Source organism: Anaeromyxobacter terrae, assembly GCF_022690685.1.
GTDB lineage: Bacteria > Myxococcota > Myxococcia > Myxococcales > Anaeromyxobacteraceae > Anaeromyxobacter > Anaeromyxobacter terrae.
The window spans coordinates 1-18,036 of record NZ_JALCYY010000028.1; the positions used below are offsets into that span (position 1 = coordinate 1).

The 18,036-nt window shown below is 72.7% G+C and carries 13 protein-coding genes; 5 read left to right on the forward strand and 8 right to left on the reverse strand.

Annotated features, from left to right (window positions below; genetic code table 11):
- Nucleotides 1-161: 161 nt before the first annotated feature.
- The 7 genes from nagZ to MNY62_RS13785 all read right to left on the reverse strand — a co-directional run bounded on the left by nagZ (nucleotide 162) and on the right by MNY62_RS13785 (nucleotide 10,844).
- Nucleotides 162-1,256 (reverse strand): beta-N-acetylhexosaminidase, encoded by a 1,095-nt coding sequence (nagZ, locus tag MNY62_RS13755; protein ID WP_242344748.1) that lies wholly within the window; start codon nucleotides 1,254-1,256, stop codon nucleotides 162-164.
- A 101-nt stretch (nucleotides 1,257-1,357) separates the two neighbouring features.
- Complete coding sequence (locus MNY62_RS13760) at nucleotides 1,358-3,511, reverse strand: BatA domain-containing protein (RefSeq protein WP_242344749.1); 2,154 nt, start codon at nucleotides 3,509-3,511, stop codon at nucleotides 1,358-1,360.
- The gene (locus MNY62_RS13765; protein WP_242344750.1) at nucleotides 3,508-4,413 is read right to left on the reverse strand and encodes a DUF58 domain-containing protein; all 906 of its coding nucleotides are present in this window, start codon (nucleotides 4,411-4,413) and stop codon (nucleotides 3,508-3,510) included. Before MNY62_RS13765 ends, MNY62_RS13760 begins: the two co-directional genes overlap by 4 nt.
- Nucleotides 4,406-4,834 carry a GIY-YIG nuclease family protein gene (locus MNY62_RS13770; RefSeq protein WP_242344751.1) on the reverse strand — a complete coding sequence of 143 codons (429 nt, stop codon included), beginning with the start codon at nucleotides 4,832-4,834 and terminating at the stop codon, nucleotides 4,406-4,408. The genes MNY62_RS13765 and MNY62_RS13770 overlap by 8 nt, the downstream gene beginning before the upstream one ends.
- A 77-nt stretch (nucleotides 4,835-4,911) precedes the next feature.
- Nucleotides 4,912-5,937, reverse strand: coding sequence for an AAA family ATPase (locus MNY62_RS13775; RefSeq protein WP_242344752.1), 1,026 nt, complete (start codon nucleotides 5,935-5,937; stop codon nucleotides 4,912-4,914).
- A 24-nt stretch (nucleotides 5,938-5,961) separates the two neighbouring features.
- Complete coding sequence (locus MNY62_RS13780) at nucleotides 5,962-7,572, reverse strand: tetratricopeptide repeat protein (protein WP_242344753.1); 1,611 nt, start codon at nucleotides 7,570-7,572, stop codon at nucleotides 5,962-5,964.
- Nucleotides 7,569-10,844 carry a DUF4175 family protein gene (locus tag MNY62_RS13785; protein WP_242344754.1) on the reverse strand — a complete coding sequence of 1,092 codons (3,276 nt, stop codon included), beginning with the start codon at nucleotides 10,842-10,844 and terminating at the stop codon, nucleotides 7,569-7,571. Before MNY62_RS13785 ends, MNY62_RS13780 begins: the two co-directional genes overlap by 4 nt.
- Nucleotides 10,845-11,034: 190 nt before the next feature.
- Here MNY62_RS13785 and MNY62_RS13790 point away from each other — a divergent pair, with 190 nt between their 5' ends.
- The 3 genes from MNY62_RS13790 to MNY62_RS13800 are packed head-to-tail and all read left to right on the forward strand — an operon-like array spanning nucleotide 11,035 to nucleotide 12,580.
- A complete protein-coding gene (locus MNY62_RS13790) occupies nucleotides 11,035-11,646 on the forward strand; it encodes a sigma-70 family RNA polymerase sigma factor (RefSeq protein WP_242344755.1) in 612 nt (203 codons plus the stop codon).
- Nucleotides 11,643-12,119 carry a zf-HC2 domain-containing protein gene (locus tag MNY62_RS13795; protein WP_242344756.1) on the forward strand — a complete coding sequence of 159 codons (477 nt, stop codon included), beginning with the start codon at nucleotides 11,643-11,645 and terminating at the stop codon, nucleotides 12,117-12,119. Before MNY62_RS13790 ends, MNY62_RS13795 begins: the two co-directional genes overlap by 4 nt.
- Nucleotides 12,120-12,139: 20 nt before the next feature.
- Nucleotides 12,140-12,580: a hypothetical protein gene (locus tag MNY62_RS13800; RefSeq protein ID WP_242344757.1), complete on the forward strand. Its 441-nt coding sequence runs from the start codon at nucleotides 12,140-12,142 to the stop codon at nucleotides 12,578-12,580.
- 51 nt (nucleotides 12,581-12,631) lie between these two features.
- On the opposite strand, the gene MNY62_RS13805 is transcribed toward MNY62_RS13800, so the two are convergent.
- The gene (locus MNY62_RS13805) at nucleotides 12,632-14,140 is read right to left on the reverse strand and encodes a glycosyltransferase family 4 protein (RefSeq protein WP_242344758.1); all 1,509 of its coding nucleotides are present in this window, start codon (nucleotides 14,138-14,140) and stop codon (nucleotides 12,632-12,634) included.
- A gap of 826 nt (nucleotides 14,141-14,966) precedes the next feature.
- Between MNY62_RS13805 and MNY62_RS13810 the strand changes: the two genes are divergently transcribed.
- Together MNY62_RS13810 and MNY62_RS13815 are read left to right on the forward strand one after the other, a co-directional pair.
- A complete protein-coding gene (locus MNY62_RS13810; protein ID WP_242344759.1) occupies nucleotides 14,967-16,622 on the forward strand; it encodes an SLBB domain-containing protein in 1,656 nt (551 codons plus the stop codon).
- An 8-nt stretch (nucleotides 16,623-16,630) separates the two neighbouring features.
- Nucleotides 16,631-17,830 carry a GumC domain-containing protein gene (locus MNY62_RS13815; protein WP_242344760.1) on the forward strand — a complete coding sequence of 400 codons (1,200 nt, stop codon included), beginning with the start codon at nucleotides 16,631-16,633 and terminating at the stop codon, nucleotides 17,828-17,830.
- The last annotated feature ends 206 nt before the right edge of the window (nucleotides 17,831-18,036 follow it).

The window sequence follows — 18,036 nt, forward strand, 5'->3', positions numbered from 1 at the left end:
GGGCCCCGTCGCGAAGCGACGGGGAGGGACGCAGTCCCTCCCGGCGGGGAACGGTCGCGAACCCGCGAAGCGGGCGCGACCGTTCACGGGCCCCGCCGCGCAGGGGTGGGGTCCCCGACGACGGCGGCCAGCCGTCGACGGGGCGGGGGCGCCAGCCCCCGTTAGATCGTCGGATCGTGCCCGGTGTCGAGCCGCGGAATGCGCGCGGCGAGGGAGAGGTGCGCGCCGGTGCGAAGGCGGGCGATCACGCCGCGCGGATCGGGGGCGGGGCCGGCGAAGGCGACGAGCCGCTCGACGCGCGCGCGCGCCTCGGCGAGCCGGGCACGCGGAATGCGACCCTCCTCGATCGCGGCGCGGACGAGGTCGATCGCGCGGTGCTGCACGCTGGCGGTGTGGCAGACGAGGAGCGCGTCCACCCCGGCGGCGACCGCGCCGGGCGCGGCCTCCTCGAGCGGGAAGTGCTCGGCGACGGCCTTCATCTCGAGGTCGTCCGAGATCGCGCAGCCCTGGAAGCCGACCCGCTCCCGCAACAGGCGCATCACCTCCGGCGAGAGCGTCGCGGGCCGGCGCGGGTCGAGCGCCTCGAACACCACGTGCGCGGTCATCACCGAGGCGACGCCCGCGCGCGCGAGCGCCCGGAACGGCAACAGCTCCACCTCCTCGAGGCGGGCGAGGGGATGCGGGAGGCGCGGCAGGTCCTTGTGCGAGTCCTGGCTCGTGTCGCCGTGGCCGGGGAAGTGCTTTGCGCAGGCGGCGACGCCCGCCGACTGGAGCCCCTCCGCGAGCGCCGCTCCGAGCCGGGCGACGGCGGCGGGCTCTCGGGAGAAGGCGCGATCGCCGATCACCGGGTTCGCCGGGTTCGTGTCCACGTCGACGACCGGCGCGTAGTCCTGGTCGATGCCGACGGCGCGCAGCTCCCGGCCGAGGAGCGCGCCGACCTCGCGCGCGAGCGCCGCGTCGCCCGCGTCGCCCAGCGCCCGCATCGGCGGGAGCTCGGTGAACCCTTGCGGCTCGCGCAGCCGCGCGACGCGGCCCCCCTCCTGGTCGATCGAGACGAGGAGCGGCCGGCCCGCGGCGGCCTTGAGCGCATGGACGAGCTCCGCCACCTGCTGCGCGCTCTCGACGTTCCGGCCAAAGAGGATGACGCCGTACACGCCGCGCCGGACGAGCTCCAGCACCTCGGGGGACGGGGTCTTGCCGTGGAAGCCGACGCAGAAGAGGCCGGCGACGTCGCGATCGAGCGTGGAGGCGGGCATCGGCCGCCATCCTAGCCACCCCCGGCCCCGGGGCAAGGTGCCCCGAGCGGCGGTCGCCCGTCGCCGCGGCGGCCGCTTTGGCGGGGCCCGCGCCGGCGGCGTCAGCTGATCAGCAGCCCCTCGAGGAAGAAGGCGGCGAGCGCGAGGACGAGGAGGATCGACCAGAGCGGGATCGTCCGCCCGGCCCCGGCCGCCTGCGCATCGCCCTCGATCTTGGCGTGCGACTCGCCGCCGAAGTAGGCGGTGAGCTCCCTCGGCTCGAGGCGCCGGGTGTCCGACTCGCGCGGATCGGGCGAGACGGCGAAGGCGAGGCGCGGCTCGAGCCGATCGCCCTTGCCCTGCGCCGCCACCTTCACCTGCCACAGGCCTGGCTCGCGCGGCGTCACGACGAGCCCTCCGTGCTCCCCCTCGCGCAGGCCCATCCGCTCGAGCTCGGCCCGCCCGCGCTCGCGCCCGCCGGGATCGACGAGCGCGACGAGCTTCTCGCCCGGCTCGAGCCGGATCGTCCGCTGCGCGCCGACGACGAGCGCGGGCTCGCGCCGCTCCTCGAGCCCGCCCGCGAGGAAGCCGGCGAAGCGCTGCATCGCCGGGAGGAAGCTCGTGCGGATGGGCCAGTCGGTCCAGTCGCGGTCGGCGCTCGAGGTGAAGAGCAGCACCCGCCCGCGGCCGCGCCGCGCCTCGACGAGCGCCGGCGCGCCGTCGTCGAAGCTCGCGAGCACCGTCGCGGGTGCGCCCTTCGGGCCGGGCTTCGCGAGGACGTAGCGGTAGGTGCGGGCGCCGAGGAACCCCTCGCGCGCCTCGCCCACGAAGATCGAGAGCGCGGGGTGATCCCAGGCCACGTCCGCGAAGCGCGCCGCCCGCGCCCCGCCCTCGGCGGGCGACGCAGCGGTCTTCACGACGTGGAGCGGCATCGGCAGGAGCTTGCCGAGCTCGCGGTCGTACGCCTCGGGATCGACCTCGTCGCCGAGCGCGAGGAAGAGTCCGCCGCCGTTCTCCACGAACCGCTCGAGCTCCGCCGCCTTCCCCCCCACGCTGCGCACGTTGAGGAGGAGCACGACGTCGTACTTGGAGAGGTCCTCGGCGGGGAAGGCGTCCGCGTCCACGAGCTTCGGCCGCACCGGCGAGGCGGGCGAGGCGAGCGCGGACTCGACGAAGTAGGCCTCGTCCCGGTAGCGCACCGGCGAGGGCGCGCCGTCGACCACGAGCGCCCTCACCTCGCGCGGCACGACGAGCGCCACGGCGCGCGCGTCGTCCATCGCGAGCGCGTCCTCCGGAAGCGCCACCTGCAGCACGGCCGGGCCGCCCTGGGGGAAGGCGTAGGAGAGCGCCTTGCGCACGGTGCCGCCGGCGGGGAGGTCCACGAAGGCGCGAATGGCGGTCTTCGCGCCGGGGCCGGCGCTGGCCGAGAGCCCGAGCGGAACGTCCTTCCGCGCCTCGCCCCCCGAGCTCGACACGGCGGCGGTGACGCGGTAGCCGCGCGGACCGGCGGCGGGATCGGGCTCGGCGTCGAGGCCGACGACCGCGAGGTTCGGCAGCGCCGCGCCGCGCGCGGCGTCCTGGACCTTGACCTCGGGGAGGACCTTCCCCTCCGGTCCGTCGATCGCGGGCGGCGGCACGTCGAGCCGCCAGGCGCTCGCGGCGAGATCGGTCGCGACGACGACGCGCTTGCCGAGCCGCGCCTGCGCCGGAGGGCTCGCGAGCGCGCGCACCGCCGCGCCGACGCAGGCGGTGAGATCCGAGTGGCCCGCCCACGCCTCGGCCTGCTCGAGCATCCGGCGCACCGTGGCGCGGTCGAAGCCGGGCGGCTCGGCGGCGGGCGTCTCGCCGCCGCACACGACCGCGGTGGCGGGCTCGTCGGGCCCGAGCGAGGCGAGGGCGCCGAGCGCGTCGGCGCGGGCACGCTCGAAGAGGGCGCGGCCGCCGAGCCGATAGCGCATGGAGCCGGAGGCGTCGAGCACGATGGCCGTCGCCTTCGGACCCTCAGCCACCGCGGCGGCCGCCTCGCCCGGCCGCTCCGCGCGCGGCCGCGCGATGGCGAGCGCGGCGGCGGCGAGGAGGAGGGTGCGCGCGGTGAAGAGGAGCACCTTGCGGATGCGCAGGCGCCGCTGCGTCTCCCGCCGGGCGCGGAGGATGAAGTCGATCGCCGGGAACGGCGTCGGCCGCGGGCGGCGGCGGAAGAAGAGGTGGATCGCGAGCGGGATCGCCGCGGCGAGGAGGCCCCAGAGGAGCCCGGGGTGGAGGAAGCCGATGCTCATGCGGCGCTGCGCTCGCGGCGGGCGAGGAACGGGACGAGCACCTCGTCGAGCGGGCGGTCGGTGCGGCAGAGCGCGTAGTCCACGTCCGCCTCGGCCGCGGTCCGCTTCGTCTCCTCGAGCCAGCGCCCGAGCACCTCGAGGTAGCCCTTGCGCACGTCGCGCCCGTGCGCCTCCACCTGCCGCCCGTCCTCCATGGAGAGGAACAGGGTCGGGTCGTCGAAGGGGAACTCGAGCTCGGCGGGATCGAGCACGTGGAAGATGGTGACCTCGTGCTTGCGCCGCCCGAGCTGGGCGAGCTTCTTCACGATCCGCTCGTCCTGGTCGAAGAGGTCCGAGAAGACGACGACCGAGGAGCGGCGCGGGGCGTTCTCGATGATCCAGTCCACCGCCGCCGCGAGCCGCGTCTCGCCCTGCGGCCTCGCGGCCTCGAGCGCCTCGACGACCGGCGTCACGTGGCTCGCCGAGGCGCGCGGCGGGATCGCTCCGGCGACCTGTCCCTGCACGAGCACGAGCCCGGCCGCGTCCTGCTGGCGCACGAGCAGGTAGCCGAGCGACGCGGCGAGCGCGCTCGCGTACTCGAGCTTCGTGAGCCGGCCGGGATCACCGCGGTAGCCCATCGAGCCGGAGGCGTCCACGACGAGGTAGGCGCGGAGGTTCGTCTCCTGCTCGAAGCGCTTCACGTAGTACTTGTCGAACTTCCCGTAGGCCTTCCAGTCGATGTGGCGGATCTCGTCGCCGGGCGCGTACTCCTTGTGCTCGGCGAACTCGACCGACTGGCCGTGGTGCGGCGACTTGTGGAGCCCGGAGAGCACGCCCTCCGTCACCGCGCGCACCCGGAGCTTCAGGGTGCCGAGCTTCGCGAGGACGGCGGGGTCGAGGAGGGGGCGCTTGGGGTCAGGCATCGGATCCCCGCCCGCCGCCCACTTCCGTGATTTGCGCGATCTCGTCGGGGACCCCCACATCCGTGACTTGTGCGTCCTCGTCGGGGACCCGCTCGTGCTGAGCCTGTCGAAGCACGAGCGGGGGCGAGGTGCCAGGCCCGGTCCGAGATCGAGAGAGCTCGGGCAGCGCGGCCCAGTCTCCGCGGATCAACGCCTCCTTCTTCGCTCGCGACCAGCCCTTCACCTGCATCTCCCGCTCGAATGCCTCATCGCGCGTCTCGAACTCACAGGAGTACACGAGCTCGACCGGCCGGCGCGAGGACGTGTGACCGCCGAGCGATCCTTCCTGGTGCTGTGCGACGCGCGTGTCGAGGTCGTCCGTGTGGCCGACGTAGTACGAGCCGTCGGCGCACCGCAGCATGTACAGGAAGAACGGTTTCATTCATCCATCCTCCGCTCGCCCTTCGACAGGCTCAGGGCGAGCGGATTCACTCACCACGCCGGCAGCCGCCCCCACGCTCACCCCTTCACCTTCTCGAGCAGCCTGCCCACGATCTCGGCGCTCGTCACGCCCTCGCTCTCGGCGCGGAAGTTCGCGATCACGCGGTGCACGAGGACGTTCTTCGCGAGCGCGCGCACGTCCTCCACGCTCGCCGCCATGCGGCCGTCGAGGATGGCGCGGCTCTTCGCGCCGAGCACGAGGTACTGGCTCGCGCGCGGGCCGGCGCCCCAGGAGACGTTCTCCTTCACGAAGTCGGGCGCGTCGGGCTCGCCGGGGCGCGTCGAGCGCACCAGGTCCACGGCATACTTGATGACGTGGTCGGCGGCGGGGACGCGCAGCACGAGGTCCTGCAGCTCGCGGATCTTGTGCGGCGAGAGGATGCGCCGCAGCGGCGGGCGGGTGGCGATGGTGGTGGAGCGGACGATCTCCCGCTCCTCCTGCGCGGTCGGATAGCTCACCGTCACGTAGAACATGAACCGGTCGAGCTGCGCCTCGGGCAGCGGGTAGGTGCCCTCCTGCTCGATGGGGTTCTGCGTCGCGAACACCAGGAACGGCAGCTCGAGCGGGTAGGTCTCGCCGCCGGCGGTGACGCGGTACTCCTGCATCGCCTGGAGCAGCGCGGCCTGGGTCTTCGGCGGCGTGCGGTTGATCTCGTCGGCGAGGAGCAGGTTCGCGAAGATCGGGCCGGCCACGAAGCGGAACGCGCGGCGGCCGGTGGTGTGATCCTCCTCGAGCACGTCGGTGCCCGTGATGTCGGAGGGCATGAGGTCCGGCGTGAACTGGATCCGGTTGAAGGAGAGGTCGAGGACGTCCGCGACCGTGGAGATGAGGAGCGTCTTCGCGAGCCCGGGGACGCCGACGAACAGGCAGTGCCCGCGCGCGAAGAGCGCGACGAGCAGCGAGTCCACGACGTCCTTCTGGCCGACGATACGCTTCTCGATCTCGGCGAGGAGCAGGCGCCGCGCCTCGTGCAGCTCGCGGACGGCCTGGAGGTCGGCGTCGGGGGTGGGCGGTGCGCTGGTGTCGACGGTCGTGGTGGCCATGGCCTCTTCCGATCCCTTCACTGGCTAGTGCTCCGCGAGTATCCGCGCAAAGCCGGCCTCCCGCGAGGCGCCGCCCGGGTCCCCGCTCGCCTCGAGGGCCTTCGCGAGGCCGGCGTGGATCTCCGGGTCGAACGGGTCCTGGCGGTTCGCGAGGAGGAGGTGCTCCCTCGCGCCCGCGAAGTCCTTGCGGGCGAGGAGGATGCGCGCGAGCCGCACGTGGAGCGCGGCGTAGTCGGGGCTCCAGCCGAGCGCCTCGCGGAGCACCCGCTCGGCCTCGGCGTCCGCGCCGGACATCATCGCGGCGAGCGCGTACTGGTTCGAGAGGATCGGCACCCGGGCGCCCACCCGCTGCACGGCCTTGCCGTACTCGATGCGCGCCGCCGTCCACTTGCCACGCGTGCGCATGATCTCGCCGAGCCGCGCGAAGCCGCGCGCGCGCTCGTCAGGGATCTCCGCCCACTCCGCCCACTGCCCCGCCTGCTTCGGGTCGTCCTTGAAGCGGAGCTTCGCGAGGGCGTGCTCGCCGCCGCGCGGGAGCGTCCGGCTCGCCATGTGGTGGCGCCACTCGCCGAGGAAGCGCGGGAACGGCGCGCCGAGGGCCGCCGAGACCGCCGCCTCGGTCGACTCGCCGCGCGCGAGCGCGTCGAGGATGCGCGGCAGCACTGGCGCGCCCCGCTGCTGCACGAGGTACTCGATCGCGAGCGCGACCTGGGCGTAGGCGAGCGCGGCGCGCTCCTGCGAGGGCAGCTTCGCAAGCGAGGGGTGCATCTCCTCGAAGGTGACGAGCTCGTTCTTCTGCACCGCCTCGCGCACGAGCGCGGCGGACACGGGCGAGATCGGCTCGCCGCCCCCGCGCCAGTCGTCCTCGAACCACTTCGCGAGCCCCTCCTGCAGCCAGATGGGCGCGCGGTTCCGCGACTTCAGGGTGAGGACGTGGTGCGTGTACTCGTGCGCCGCAGTGTCGAGCCAGTCGTAGCCCTTGAGGAGCGCCTTGGGCGAGAGGAGCATCAGCTTGTTGAACTTGCAGACCGCGACGGTGCCGGAGGTGCGGATCTCCTGCTCGGTGAGCGTCGAGACCTTGGCGAGCCCCTTCACGTCGTTCACGATCTCGACCGTGAGCCGGCCCTCCGGCGTGAAGGCGAGGCTCTTCGCGAGGGCGGCGCGCTGCCGCTCGAGCGCGTCCACGAGGTACGGCACGAGCACCTCGTCCTTGCCCTTCGGGTACGAGACGAGGAAGTGCTCGCTCTCGAAGCGCGCGTCGTCCTTCGTGACCTCGAGCGCGGCCTTGGCGAGGGCGAGGTAGCCGGCGGGATCGCCGAGGCCCGAGGACTCGACGAGCGGGACCGCCTCCGCGTAGCGCTGCTCGTAGAAGCGCAGGAGGCCGGCGGCGAGCCGGACCGCCGGCTCGCCGGGGCTCGCGGCGAGGAGCGGCTCGATCACCGCGCGGGCGCCGGCGACGTCCTCGTCGGCGAGCGTGCGCAGCGCCCCGGAGATCGCGTCGGGGAGCACCGCCTTCGGATGCGCGACGCGCGCCGCCGGCGCGTGAGGGGTGACGTTCTTGCCCGGCGGCGCGGCGGAGGCCGGGCCCGAGGACAGCGCCGCGAGCAGCGCGACGGCGAGCGCGAGCGGCCTCACTTCACGAGCTCCTCGTAGTAGCGCTGCACCTCGCCCTTGTAGCGCTCGGGGGCGCCCTGCCTCATCGCGTCGAGCAGGTCCTTGCGGAACTCCTCCGGCACCTTGTACGCCTCCGCGCCCGGGATCTTCACCTTCTCGCGCGACGCCTCGCGGCCGTCGCCCGACTCCTCGCCGCCTCCCTGCTCGCCGCCGAACGGGAATGGGAAGCCCATCCCGCCCCCGCCGCCGCCCTTGCCCTGGCGCTTCGCGGCCTCCTCGAGCCCCTTCTGGAAGCGCGAGAGCGCGTCCAGCGCGAGCGCCTGCTCCCCGTGGCCGCGCTGCGGGTTCCTGTTGCCGAGCTCCGCGGCCGCCTCGCCCATGTGGCCGCGCGACTCGCCGAGCTGCGCCTGCGCCTCCTGCGGGAAGATCGGCGCCTGCTGCATGAGCTCCCCGAGCTTCTGCTGGAGCCCCTGCGCCTTCTGCTCGAGCCCGCCCTGCTTCTTCGCGAGCTCGCCGAGCCGCTTCTGCGCCTCGGGGGGCAGGACCGAGCGAGGGTCGGGGAACATCTTCGAGAGCGCGTCGCGGATCTCGCGCGCCTTCGGCACCGCCTGCTCCACCGCCCGGTGCGCCTCGCCGGCCCTGCCCGCCTCGCGCGGCAGGCCCAGCCCCTGCTGCGGCGAGAGCGCGGCGTCCTCCTCGAGGTAGCGCGAGAGCCGCTCCACCGAGGGCGCCGCCCGCTGCGACGTCTCCCAGGCGGCCCCCATCTCCTTCATGCCGAGCGCGCGCTCGAGATCCGAGAGCGCCTCGCGCGACTGCTCGTACTCCATCTCGGAGCGGTAGGAGATCCCGGGCGCCGCGCGCTCCACGTCCTTGCGCGCCTCGCCGGCGAGCTCCGCGAGGCGCTTCACCTCCTGCTCGGAGGCCTTCGTCCGCTCCTGCAGCTTCTTGCGGTACTCCGCGCGGACCGCCTCGGTCTCGCCGGCGGTGGCCTCCTGCTCGGCCTTCACCTTCTCGAGCTCCTCCTTGAAGGCGAGCATCTCCTTCATGAGCGCCTGGGCCTTCTCGTCGGGGCGCCCGGCGGTGCGCTGGAGGCCGGCGAGCATCTGGTCCATGGACGACGCCATCTCGTCGAGCGCCTTCATCGCGGCCTCGACGTCGCCCTTCGCGAGCAGCTTCTCGACCTCGTCGAGCCCGCCCACGAGGTCCTTCGAGCGCGCGAGCTCGGCGAGCGCCTCGGCGTTCATGTGCTCGTCGTTGAAGCCCTTCGAGAGCTCGGCCATCTGCGAGAGCAGGTCCTTCACGCGTTCCTTCATCCGCCCGATCTCGGCGAGGAGCTCCTTCTTCGCCGCCTCGGAGGGCGAGGCGCGGTACTTCTCCATGAGCGAGGCGAGGTCGCGGCGGCGGCTCGCGAGGTCCTTCGCGAGCCGGAGGAGATCCTCGGCGCGGCGCTTGTCGAGGAGCTGCTCGAGGTAGAGGACGCCCTTCTCCAGCTCCTGGTCGAGCTGCGCGTCGAGCGCGGCCATCCCGCGGAGCAGCGAGACGTCGGGGCGGATGCGCACGCGGATCGCCTGCGCGACCGAGCCGCGCGGGCCCGCGACGCGCCCCGCGGCGGCGCGGATCGCGCCCGCGACATTGGTGAGCGCGTCGGCGACCTCCCGCGGGCCGGCGCGATCGCGGCGGATGTCCTGCGCCGCCTCGCGCATCCGCTCGTGCAGGTGGCGGGTGCGGACGTCGAGCGCCTGCACCTGCGCGAGCCGCTCGGCGCTCGTCACCGGCCCGGCCGCGAAGGTCTCGAGCCGATCGCCGAGGACGCCGACGAGCTCCTCGAACACCGCGCGCGAGTTCTCGAGCACCTGTCTGCGGTGCTCGGCCTCGGAGTAGATCTTGAGCGTGTGCGTCTCGGTGCGGGACTTCTTCGGGCCGGAGACGGTATCCGTGTCGAGCGCCTCGACCCAGTAATCGAGGCGGTCCCCTTCGGCGAGCTTCGCCGCGGCGAGGTCGAGCTCGTACACGCCGCCGTCGCGGCGCAGCCCCTGCTGCCGGCGCAGCACGCGACGCTCCTCCGCGCCGCCGGCGCGCTTCAGGACGAGCGCCGCCTCGGAGAGCCCGACGTCGTCCTCGGCCTGCCACTCGATCGCGACGCGCGCGTCCACGTCCACCTCGACCTCGCGCTCCGGCGCGGTGATGCGCACCTCCGGGAACGCGTCGGGCTCGACGACGATGGGGATGGGGGGACCCTCCGCGACGACCTTCTTGCCGTCCAGGTAGCGGAAGCGATAGCTGCCGCCGTCCGTCACGAGCAGCCGCCCGCGCAGGTCGCGCTTGCCGCCGACCGACAGGGCGTAGCGCTTCACCGGCTCGGCTGCGCCCGATTTAGTTCGCGGTTCGACAGGCTCACCGCGAGCGGCCTCTTGGGCGGTCGCGGACGATCCGCCCTTGGACTGCGCGCCGTTCCCACGCTGTCCGTCGCCGGCCGGCTCCGCGCCGCCCGGCTGCGCACCCCTCGCGTGCTGCGCCGCTGGATCGGCCTCGAACACGACGGCGAGCTCGGCCTGCTTGACGTCGCGGTCGGCGCGCGTCTCGAGCGTGACCTCCGTGCCCTTCGGCGCGCGGATCTCGCCGCCCGTGCCGGAGAGCGTGCGCGGCTCGCGCTTCATGTACGCCGGGTACTTGAAGGTGAGCTGGATGTCGCCGGTGATGGGATCGGCGGCGGGCGCGGGCGTGCCGGGCGGATCGCCGAGCAGCACGCGGCCGTAGGCGCGCGCGAGGGGGCCGCCGCCGAGGAGGAAGGCGGCCGCGTAGGCGCCGAGCGCCAGGACGAGCGCGAGCCCGCCCCGCCGCGCCCAGCGGTCCGGCACCGCGCGGGCGAGGTCCACCACCCGCGCCGCCTCGGCGGTGCGCGCGAGGTGGGCGTCCACGAGCGCGAGCGAGTACCGCCCGCTCGCCTGGATGGCCTCGCGCTCGCGCGCGAGCTCCACCGAGGAGAGGAGGTCGGAGCGGAGCGCCGGCGCGTCGCGCGCCACGGTGCGGGCGGCGGCCTCGGCGCTCCAGGCGGTACGCAGGAGCGCGCGGATGGCGAGCGCGGCGGCGGCGACGATCACCGTGACCGCCGCGGCGAGCGTCAGGGACCGCACACCGATGCGCGCCCCGAGGAAGAGGGCCACCGCGCCGGCGAGCAGCACGGTGAGCCCCGCCGCGAGCCCGAAGCCGAGCGCGGCGAGGAGGACCACGCGGAGCTGTCGGCGCCGCGCCCCGTCGAGGACGCGCGCGATGTCACCGTACGCGACGGTCATCGGCCCTTTCGAGAGTAGCCCCCGCCCTCGGCCGGCGGGTCCAAGGAGGATAACGCGGGTAGGTCCGAGGTGCCCCCGCGGTGTTACGCACGGGGCAGGTGTTGCGCGCACCTCGCGCAGGGCGCGCCGTCCAGGGTGTGCTAGTTTTCGCCTCCGCTTGAATTTTCGCCCCGGAGCAGCCGTCCGACCGATGGAAGCAGACGACCTCGCGCTGGTCACGAAGGCCCAGGCTGGCGATCCCGCCGCCTTCCGCGCGCTCGTCGTCCGCTACCAGAGGAAGGTCTACGCCGTGGCGCTCGGTATCGTGAAAGACTCGGACCTCGCCTGGGATGTCGCCCAGGAGGCGTTCGTGCGGGTCCACGGACACCTGGGCGCGTTCGAGGGCAAGTCGTCGTTCTCGACGTGGCTCTTCCGCATCGCGACCCACCTCTCCATCGACGCCGTCCGCCGCGAGCGCGTCTCGCAGAAGGAGGACGTGGACGAGGTTCGGGAGAGCGACCTGACCGGCGGCGGCGAGGGCATCCTCGCGACCACGCTCGGCGACGATCCCGCCGAGAACCTGCTCCGGCGCGAGATGGCGGAGAAGATCCAGGACGCCCTTCAGACCCTGCCCGAGAAGCACCGGACCATCCTCGTCCTGCGCGAGGTCGAGGGGCTCTCCTACGAGGAGCTCGCCGAGCGGCTCGGGATCCACAAGGGCACGGTGATGAGCCGGCTCTTCCACGCGCGGAAGAAGATGCAGGCTGCGCTGCGCGGCTACGCGGAGCGCAGCGCACGGGACGACGAGGAGTCGGCGCCATGAAGGACTGCGTCCGCTACGCCCCGATGCTCGGCGCCCGCGAGGGCGAGCTCACGGAGGAGGAGCAGCACGCGCTCGACCTCCACCTCCAGGGCTGCGCCGGCTGCCGCGCCACCGCCGCGGAGCTCGCCGCGCTCGACGGGCTCGTGGGCGAGTCGCTCATGGCGCGCGCGAACGCCCGCGACTTCGCGCCGTTCGTGGACGAGGTGATGGCGCGGGTGGGCGCGCCGGGACTCGCGCCCGCGCGCGGCCGGCGCGGCTTCCTCGGGTGGTTCCGGACGCACCCGCGCGCCGCGCTCGCCTCGCTCGTGCCCTTTGTGGCGGCGGTCGCCCTCGTCGTGTACGTTCGCCTCGAACGCGGCGGTGAGTCCGGCCCGATGGCCTCCCTCGAGATCGCGACCGAGGGTGAGGTGACGATGGTGCTGCAGACGTCCGACGGCCCCGTGGTGCTGCTCGACGACGGGGAGCACTCGTGAGCCGCCGCCCAGGAGACCCGGTGATCCGCACGCTCTTCGCCGCGACGCTCTGCACCTTCCTCGCGCTCGTCGCCGCCCTTCCCACCGCCGCCCACGCCGAGGTGCCGGTCAGGGTCCGCGTCATCAAGGGCTCGCGGCAGGGCCCGGCCAAGGTCGACCCCCGCCTCGAGGACCTGCGTCGCCAGCTCTCGCCGCTCGCCTACGTCCGCTGGGAGCAGGTGAGCGAGCACCGCATGGACCTCGAGCGCGGCCGGACGCAGTTCGTCGAGCTGCCGGACGGCGACAGCGCGGCACTCACGCTGCAGGAGCGGCACGGCGACACGGTGACGTTCGAGGTGGCGCTCACCTCGCGGAACACGCAGTCGCGCCTCACCGTGCAGAAGGGGCAGCGCATCGTGCACCAGGTCACCGGGGAGAAGAAGGGCGAGGCCCTCTTCCTCACCGTGAACGCCTGGCCGTAGGCGCGGTTCCCTCTCGCGCCACAACGGAACGACCGCCTTCGGCTCGCGCGCTCACCGCGCAGGCGCGACGGCCCGCCGGTGGAGTGGGCCGAGCGCGCGCGAACCGCGCTTCTCGAGCGGGCTCCCCGTGAGCATCCCGAGCCGGCTCACCGCGCGAGCGAGCTCGACCGAGAGCAGCTCGAGGAGCAGCGCCTCCTCGGGATCGACCGAGGTGCGGCCATCGTCCCAGCCGAGCTCGAGGTCCGCGCACCCCGGCCGTCCGCACGGGAGGCCGAAGCGGGCCCGGAACAGGCCCGGAGTGGCGAGGTCGCCGCACGCGAGTGACCGGAAAGCCGCGCCAGCGCCGGAGAGGTGCAGCTCCACGGTGCATGCGCCGAGCCCGCGCGCGGCCGCGCTCACGGCCGACCACAGGTCGCGGACGCTGCGCGCGCCGTGCAGCTCCAGGCCGAGGCGGCGAACCATCGCGCGCCGCTCGACGTTGCGACGCCGCTCGTCGATGAGGCGAGGCAGGTCCTGGATCTTCAGATCGAGATAGCCGAGCCACCGCAGGGCGAGGAGGGCGGCGAGCGCCACCGCGCCGAGCGTGAGCGCGGAGCGTGCCGGCGTCGCAGCAACCAGGACCAGCGCGGCTGCGCCGAGCAGCGCACACGCGCCGTAGATCACCACGACGGCGCGACCCTGCGTGAGACCGCGGTCGAGCAGCCGGTGATGGATGTGGCCGCGATCGGCGGAGAACAGCGGCGCGCCGCGCAGGGTCCGGCGTGCGATCGCGAGGAGCGTGTCGGCGATAGGGACGCCGAGGAGGACGATCGGGACGAGGAGCGCCACCGCCGAGGACGACACCCGGTTCACCCGGAGCGCGGTCGTCGCGAGCACGAACCCGAGGAACATGGACCCCGTGTCGCCCATGAAGATCGAGGCGGGGTTGAAGTTGTAGAAGAGGAAGCCGAGCACGCCTCCCGCGACCGCGGCGGTGAGCAGCATGGCAGGAGCGTCCCCGCGGCTCGCTGCGACCGCGAAGATCACCGCCAGCGCGAGGAACGCGACCCCGCCGGCGAGCCCGTCCAGCCCGTCGACGAGGTTCAGCGCGTTGATGACGCCGGAGATCCAGAGGACGGTGATCGGGAGGCCGAGGATCCCGAGCTCGATGGGCTCGCCGAACGGGGTCGCGATCTCGTCGATGCCGAAGCCGAGCCCGTACATGCCCGCCGCGACCGCGATCTGAACCGTGAACTTGCTCCTCGCGGTCGCGCCCCTGAGGTCATCGAAGATCCCCAGTGCAGCGATCGCGAGGCCGCCGGCGAGGAACGCGAGCGCCTGCCACCCCGACTCGAGTCCCCAGCGCACCTCGTCCCCGAGGGCGGCGATCATGGCGAGCGGCACCACACAGGCGAGTACGATGGCGATCCCGCCGAGCCGCGGGACCGGCTTGCCATGGATCTTGCGCGCGCTGAGCCGGTCGTCGAGCGCGCCTCGCCGCGAGGCAACGGCCCGCACGACTGGCGTCAGGAACAGGCCCGTCACGGTGGCGGCGAAGAACGCGAGGCAAGCTGATCTCATCCAACCTCACGGGGAGCGGCGTCGTCTGCAGGCAGGCGTGCGACACGGACACCGCGCGGCCGGCTCCTCGCGTGCCCACACGATCCGTGCAGTGACGGCCTACGGGTATCACCGGGGGCCGGCGCGGAACAGTCGCCCCGAGCGTCTGCCTAGAACGTGCGCGACCGTTGCTGGGGGCGGCCTTGCGAGCCGTCTCGCTCCACCCGCTCGCCGGAGGGCCGAGCCGCCCGCGGCTCCACGACCGCCGCGCGATCGACATCGGGTCTCGAAACATCGGCACGGATTGCGCGATCGAAGCGAGGCTTCGGGCAGCCGCCCGCACTCGCGTTGCTGTCGGTGCACCTTCGCCGCCGGTGCGCGTCCGTGCACGGGCGCGGTGAGCATGCGACTGCGACTCGCCTCGACATGCAGCGACTACTGCCGCAGCGGCAAGCGCGTGCACACCACCGACGCGTCCAGCCGTCCGCCTGTCGTGCTCCGAGGTAGACCGCGCCGTGCCCACCACCGGGGGCAACACATTCGCGCCGCGCTCTTTTGTCCAGGGCTGGGCGTCCGCACTCTCGCCGCGTCTCCTCTTGATCGATCGCGAATCCACTTCTGCCCCTATTGGTTTCTCTGGCGCCCTGATCAGGTAGCCGCCGTGGGTCCGGCTCTGGATCGCGGAATGAAGGCGGCGCTATGGTCCGCAGGGGTTCAATGCGCCTGGGGTCAGCACCGGGGGTGTCTGACATGCTCTCCTCTCGAAGAAGCCGGACCTGTGCGGCCGCCGATGCTGCGCCTGCACTGCAACCGGCCAGCGGCACCCCGCTCGCTCGGGACGCCTGACATGCACAGCACACCACTCCGCCGCGCCGTCGCGATGCTGCTCTGCTGCCAGCCGGTGTTCTGGATGAGCAACGCGGTGCTTGCGCAGACGATCCAGCAGGGCGCGCGGCCGGACACGACGCCGAGGCAACCGGGGGCGTTCGAGGCGGCGCCGGAAGACGATTTCGGGGCGGCGCCGGGTGCCTTCGGAACACTGGCGCCGCCTGACGCTCCCTCGTCGCGCGGCGACCTGGACGCAGCTCAGGCGGAGCGCTCCGCGCTCATCCCGCGCACCCGGACTCAGGCCCCGGTGGACGAGCCTGTCGATCCGGACAGGTACCTGTGCGGCGCCGGCGATGTCCTCGAGCTGAACTTCTGGGGCCTGCGGAACTCCAGGCTGAGGGTGACCATCGATCTCGAGGGGCGCGCGTTCGTGCCGAAGATCGGCTACCTGACGCTGCAGGGGAAGACGCTCACGGAAGCCCGCGACGCGATCCGCGGAGCGGTCTCCCGTTTCTACCCGCGCCTCAACTTCGACGTGGCGCTCGCCGAGCCGCGCACCTTCCTCGTCCAGGTCGTCGCGGGCGTGCGCGAGCCGGGCACGTATGCCGCTCGCGCCGTGGAGCGCGTCGCGACGGTCGTCGCCCGCGCCGGCGGGGCGGCACCGAGGGCCTCCCGGCGCGTGGTCGAGATCCGGCGCCGAGACGGCAGCACGGCCGCGGCGGACCTGGCCCTATTCGCGCTCACGGGCGACGTGATGCACAACCCGTATCTCCTCGACGGTGACGTGGTGCGCGTCCCCTTCGAGGAGCTCGCGGTGACGGTGGACGGCGCGGTCAATCGTCCGGGGCGGTACGAGCTCATCGGCACGCGGGACCTCGCCGAGGTGGTGCAGGTCGCCGGCGGCCTCGCCGCGACAGCGACCCGGCAGCTCCCGGTGAGCATCGTCCGCCGGCTCCCGGACGACCGCCAGGACCAGCAGCTCCTGCCGTTCACCGCCGGCGGCCAGGTCCCGTCCGCGAAGCTCCAGCACGACGACGCCGTTCACCTCCCGGACTATCTCGAGCTGCAGCGCTCCGTGATGGTCGTCGGGGCCATCAAGGGCGTGACGCCTCCGTCTGCCACGGGGGGAGCGATTCCCGACGAGGCGGCCTCGACGCGACGCCTGCCGTTCGTGGAGGGCGACTCGGTCCGCACGTTGCTCGAGCGCGTCGGCGGCGTCGGACCGCTCGCGGATCTCACCGGCTCGTACGTGCTGCGGAGCGGGAAGGCGCTGCCCGTGGACCTCTACTCGCTCGTCATGCTCCGCAACCTGAAGGCGGACCGGCCGGTCGAGCTCGGCGACACGCTCGTCATCCCGTTCAAGCGCCGGAACATCCTGGTGCAGGGGGCCGTGTTCACCCCCGGCTCGTACCCCTACAACCCGACTTTCGGGATCGAGCAATACCTCGCGCTCGCGGGCGGCCGGAACCGATTCGCGCAATCCCTGTCGGACGTGCGGATCATCACGCCCAACGGCGAGACGCGAAAGTTCAGCCGTGACCTCCCGATCGACCCGGGATCGTCCCTGGTCGTTCCCGAGCGCAACTTCTCGCGGTCCGAGATCGTTCAGATCGTCCTGGGCGCGGCGAGCGTCCTCGTCAGCGGCGTCGCGGTGGTGCTGGCGGCGAAGAAGTGACTTCGATCATGGTCTCATCCGTCGACTTATCGTTTCTTCGCAACCCGCGCGCGGTGAAGCGGATCGCCCTCACCACGCTCGCGTGCCTGATCCTGGCAACGGCATACGGGCTCTTCGCGCCCAAGTGGTACCGCTCCGTACTCACTGTCGTCCCCGCTAGGCCGCAGAGAGGGGGCAGCATCTCCAGCCTGCTCGGCGGAGAACTCGCGGGGCTCGCTGCCGGTTTTGATACCTCCATGGCGGGCTCCGATGCGCCCCGAATAGCTGCCGTCCTCGAAAGCATTGCCGTATCGGACGCAGTCATCCAGAGGTTCGACTTGCGCACCCGCTACCGCGCGGGCAGCCAAGAGAGCGCGCGTGATGCGCTCTGGCGTCATTGCGCCGTCAGGGCTCTTCCGAAGCCCAACCTCGTGCAACTGACGTGCGAGGACAAGGAGCCGCGCTTCGTTCAGCGGATGCTCGAGTTTTTTGCCGAGTACGGAAACGCGGTCTTCCGCAGTGTCAGCGTCAGCTCCGCCTCGGAGGAGGTTCGCTTCCTCGAGAAGCGCGTGGCGGATCTACGACAACAGGCAAGCGATGCGTCTGCACGAATGCGCGAGTTTCAGGAAAGGCACCGAATCGTCGATCTCGAGACGCAGAGCCGGGCAGTCGTATCCGCGCTCGCCGCCCTCAACAGCCAGCTCATCACCAAACAACTCGAGCTAGACTATGCGCGCACCTTCTCGACACGTGACGAATCCACGACCCAACAACTCGAGTCTCAGCTATCCCTCTTGACCGAAAAGCTGCGTGACTTGGAGGAGCCGGCGGCCCCGCTCACCTCGACGGCGCAGACCCAAGGCCGCAAGGGAAAGGGGCGCTCATCCGGCATGTTCCCTGCCGCACTTGAGGTCCCGAAGCTGCGCGCCGAGTTCGAGGCCCTTTACCGCGACCGCAAGGTGTCGGAAACGACGCTGGTGTTCGCGTTGGAGAGGCTCGAATCCGCGAGGGCCAACGAGGCGCGCGAGGTCTCTACATTTCTGGTGCTTGATCCCCCGACGCTTCCGACGCGCCACTCTCGTCCGCGGCTGCTTCAGGCCGTCGGCCTCCTGACTGGGCTGGCGTTGGCCGGGTCACTCTTCTTCGAGTGGTGGTGGAACAAGGGAGGGCGTCTCGTTCTCCTTGCGCCTCCGACTTCGGAGCGCGGCCGCGGGCGAACCGCGGAGTGACGATGCACCGCCGCACCGCCTCAGCGGTCGCTTTCGTCCCTCCGCGCCCCGCAACCTCGAGCGTTTGGACCACCTCCTCGTAACGTAACAGGATGCGGCTCCACTCGAACTCGTGAGCGCATCGCAGGCGAGCGGCGGCCCGGATGGCCTCACATCGGTGCGAGTCGACCGGACCGTCCAATATCGCGGTCAAGTCTTTGGCCCCC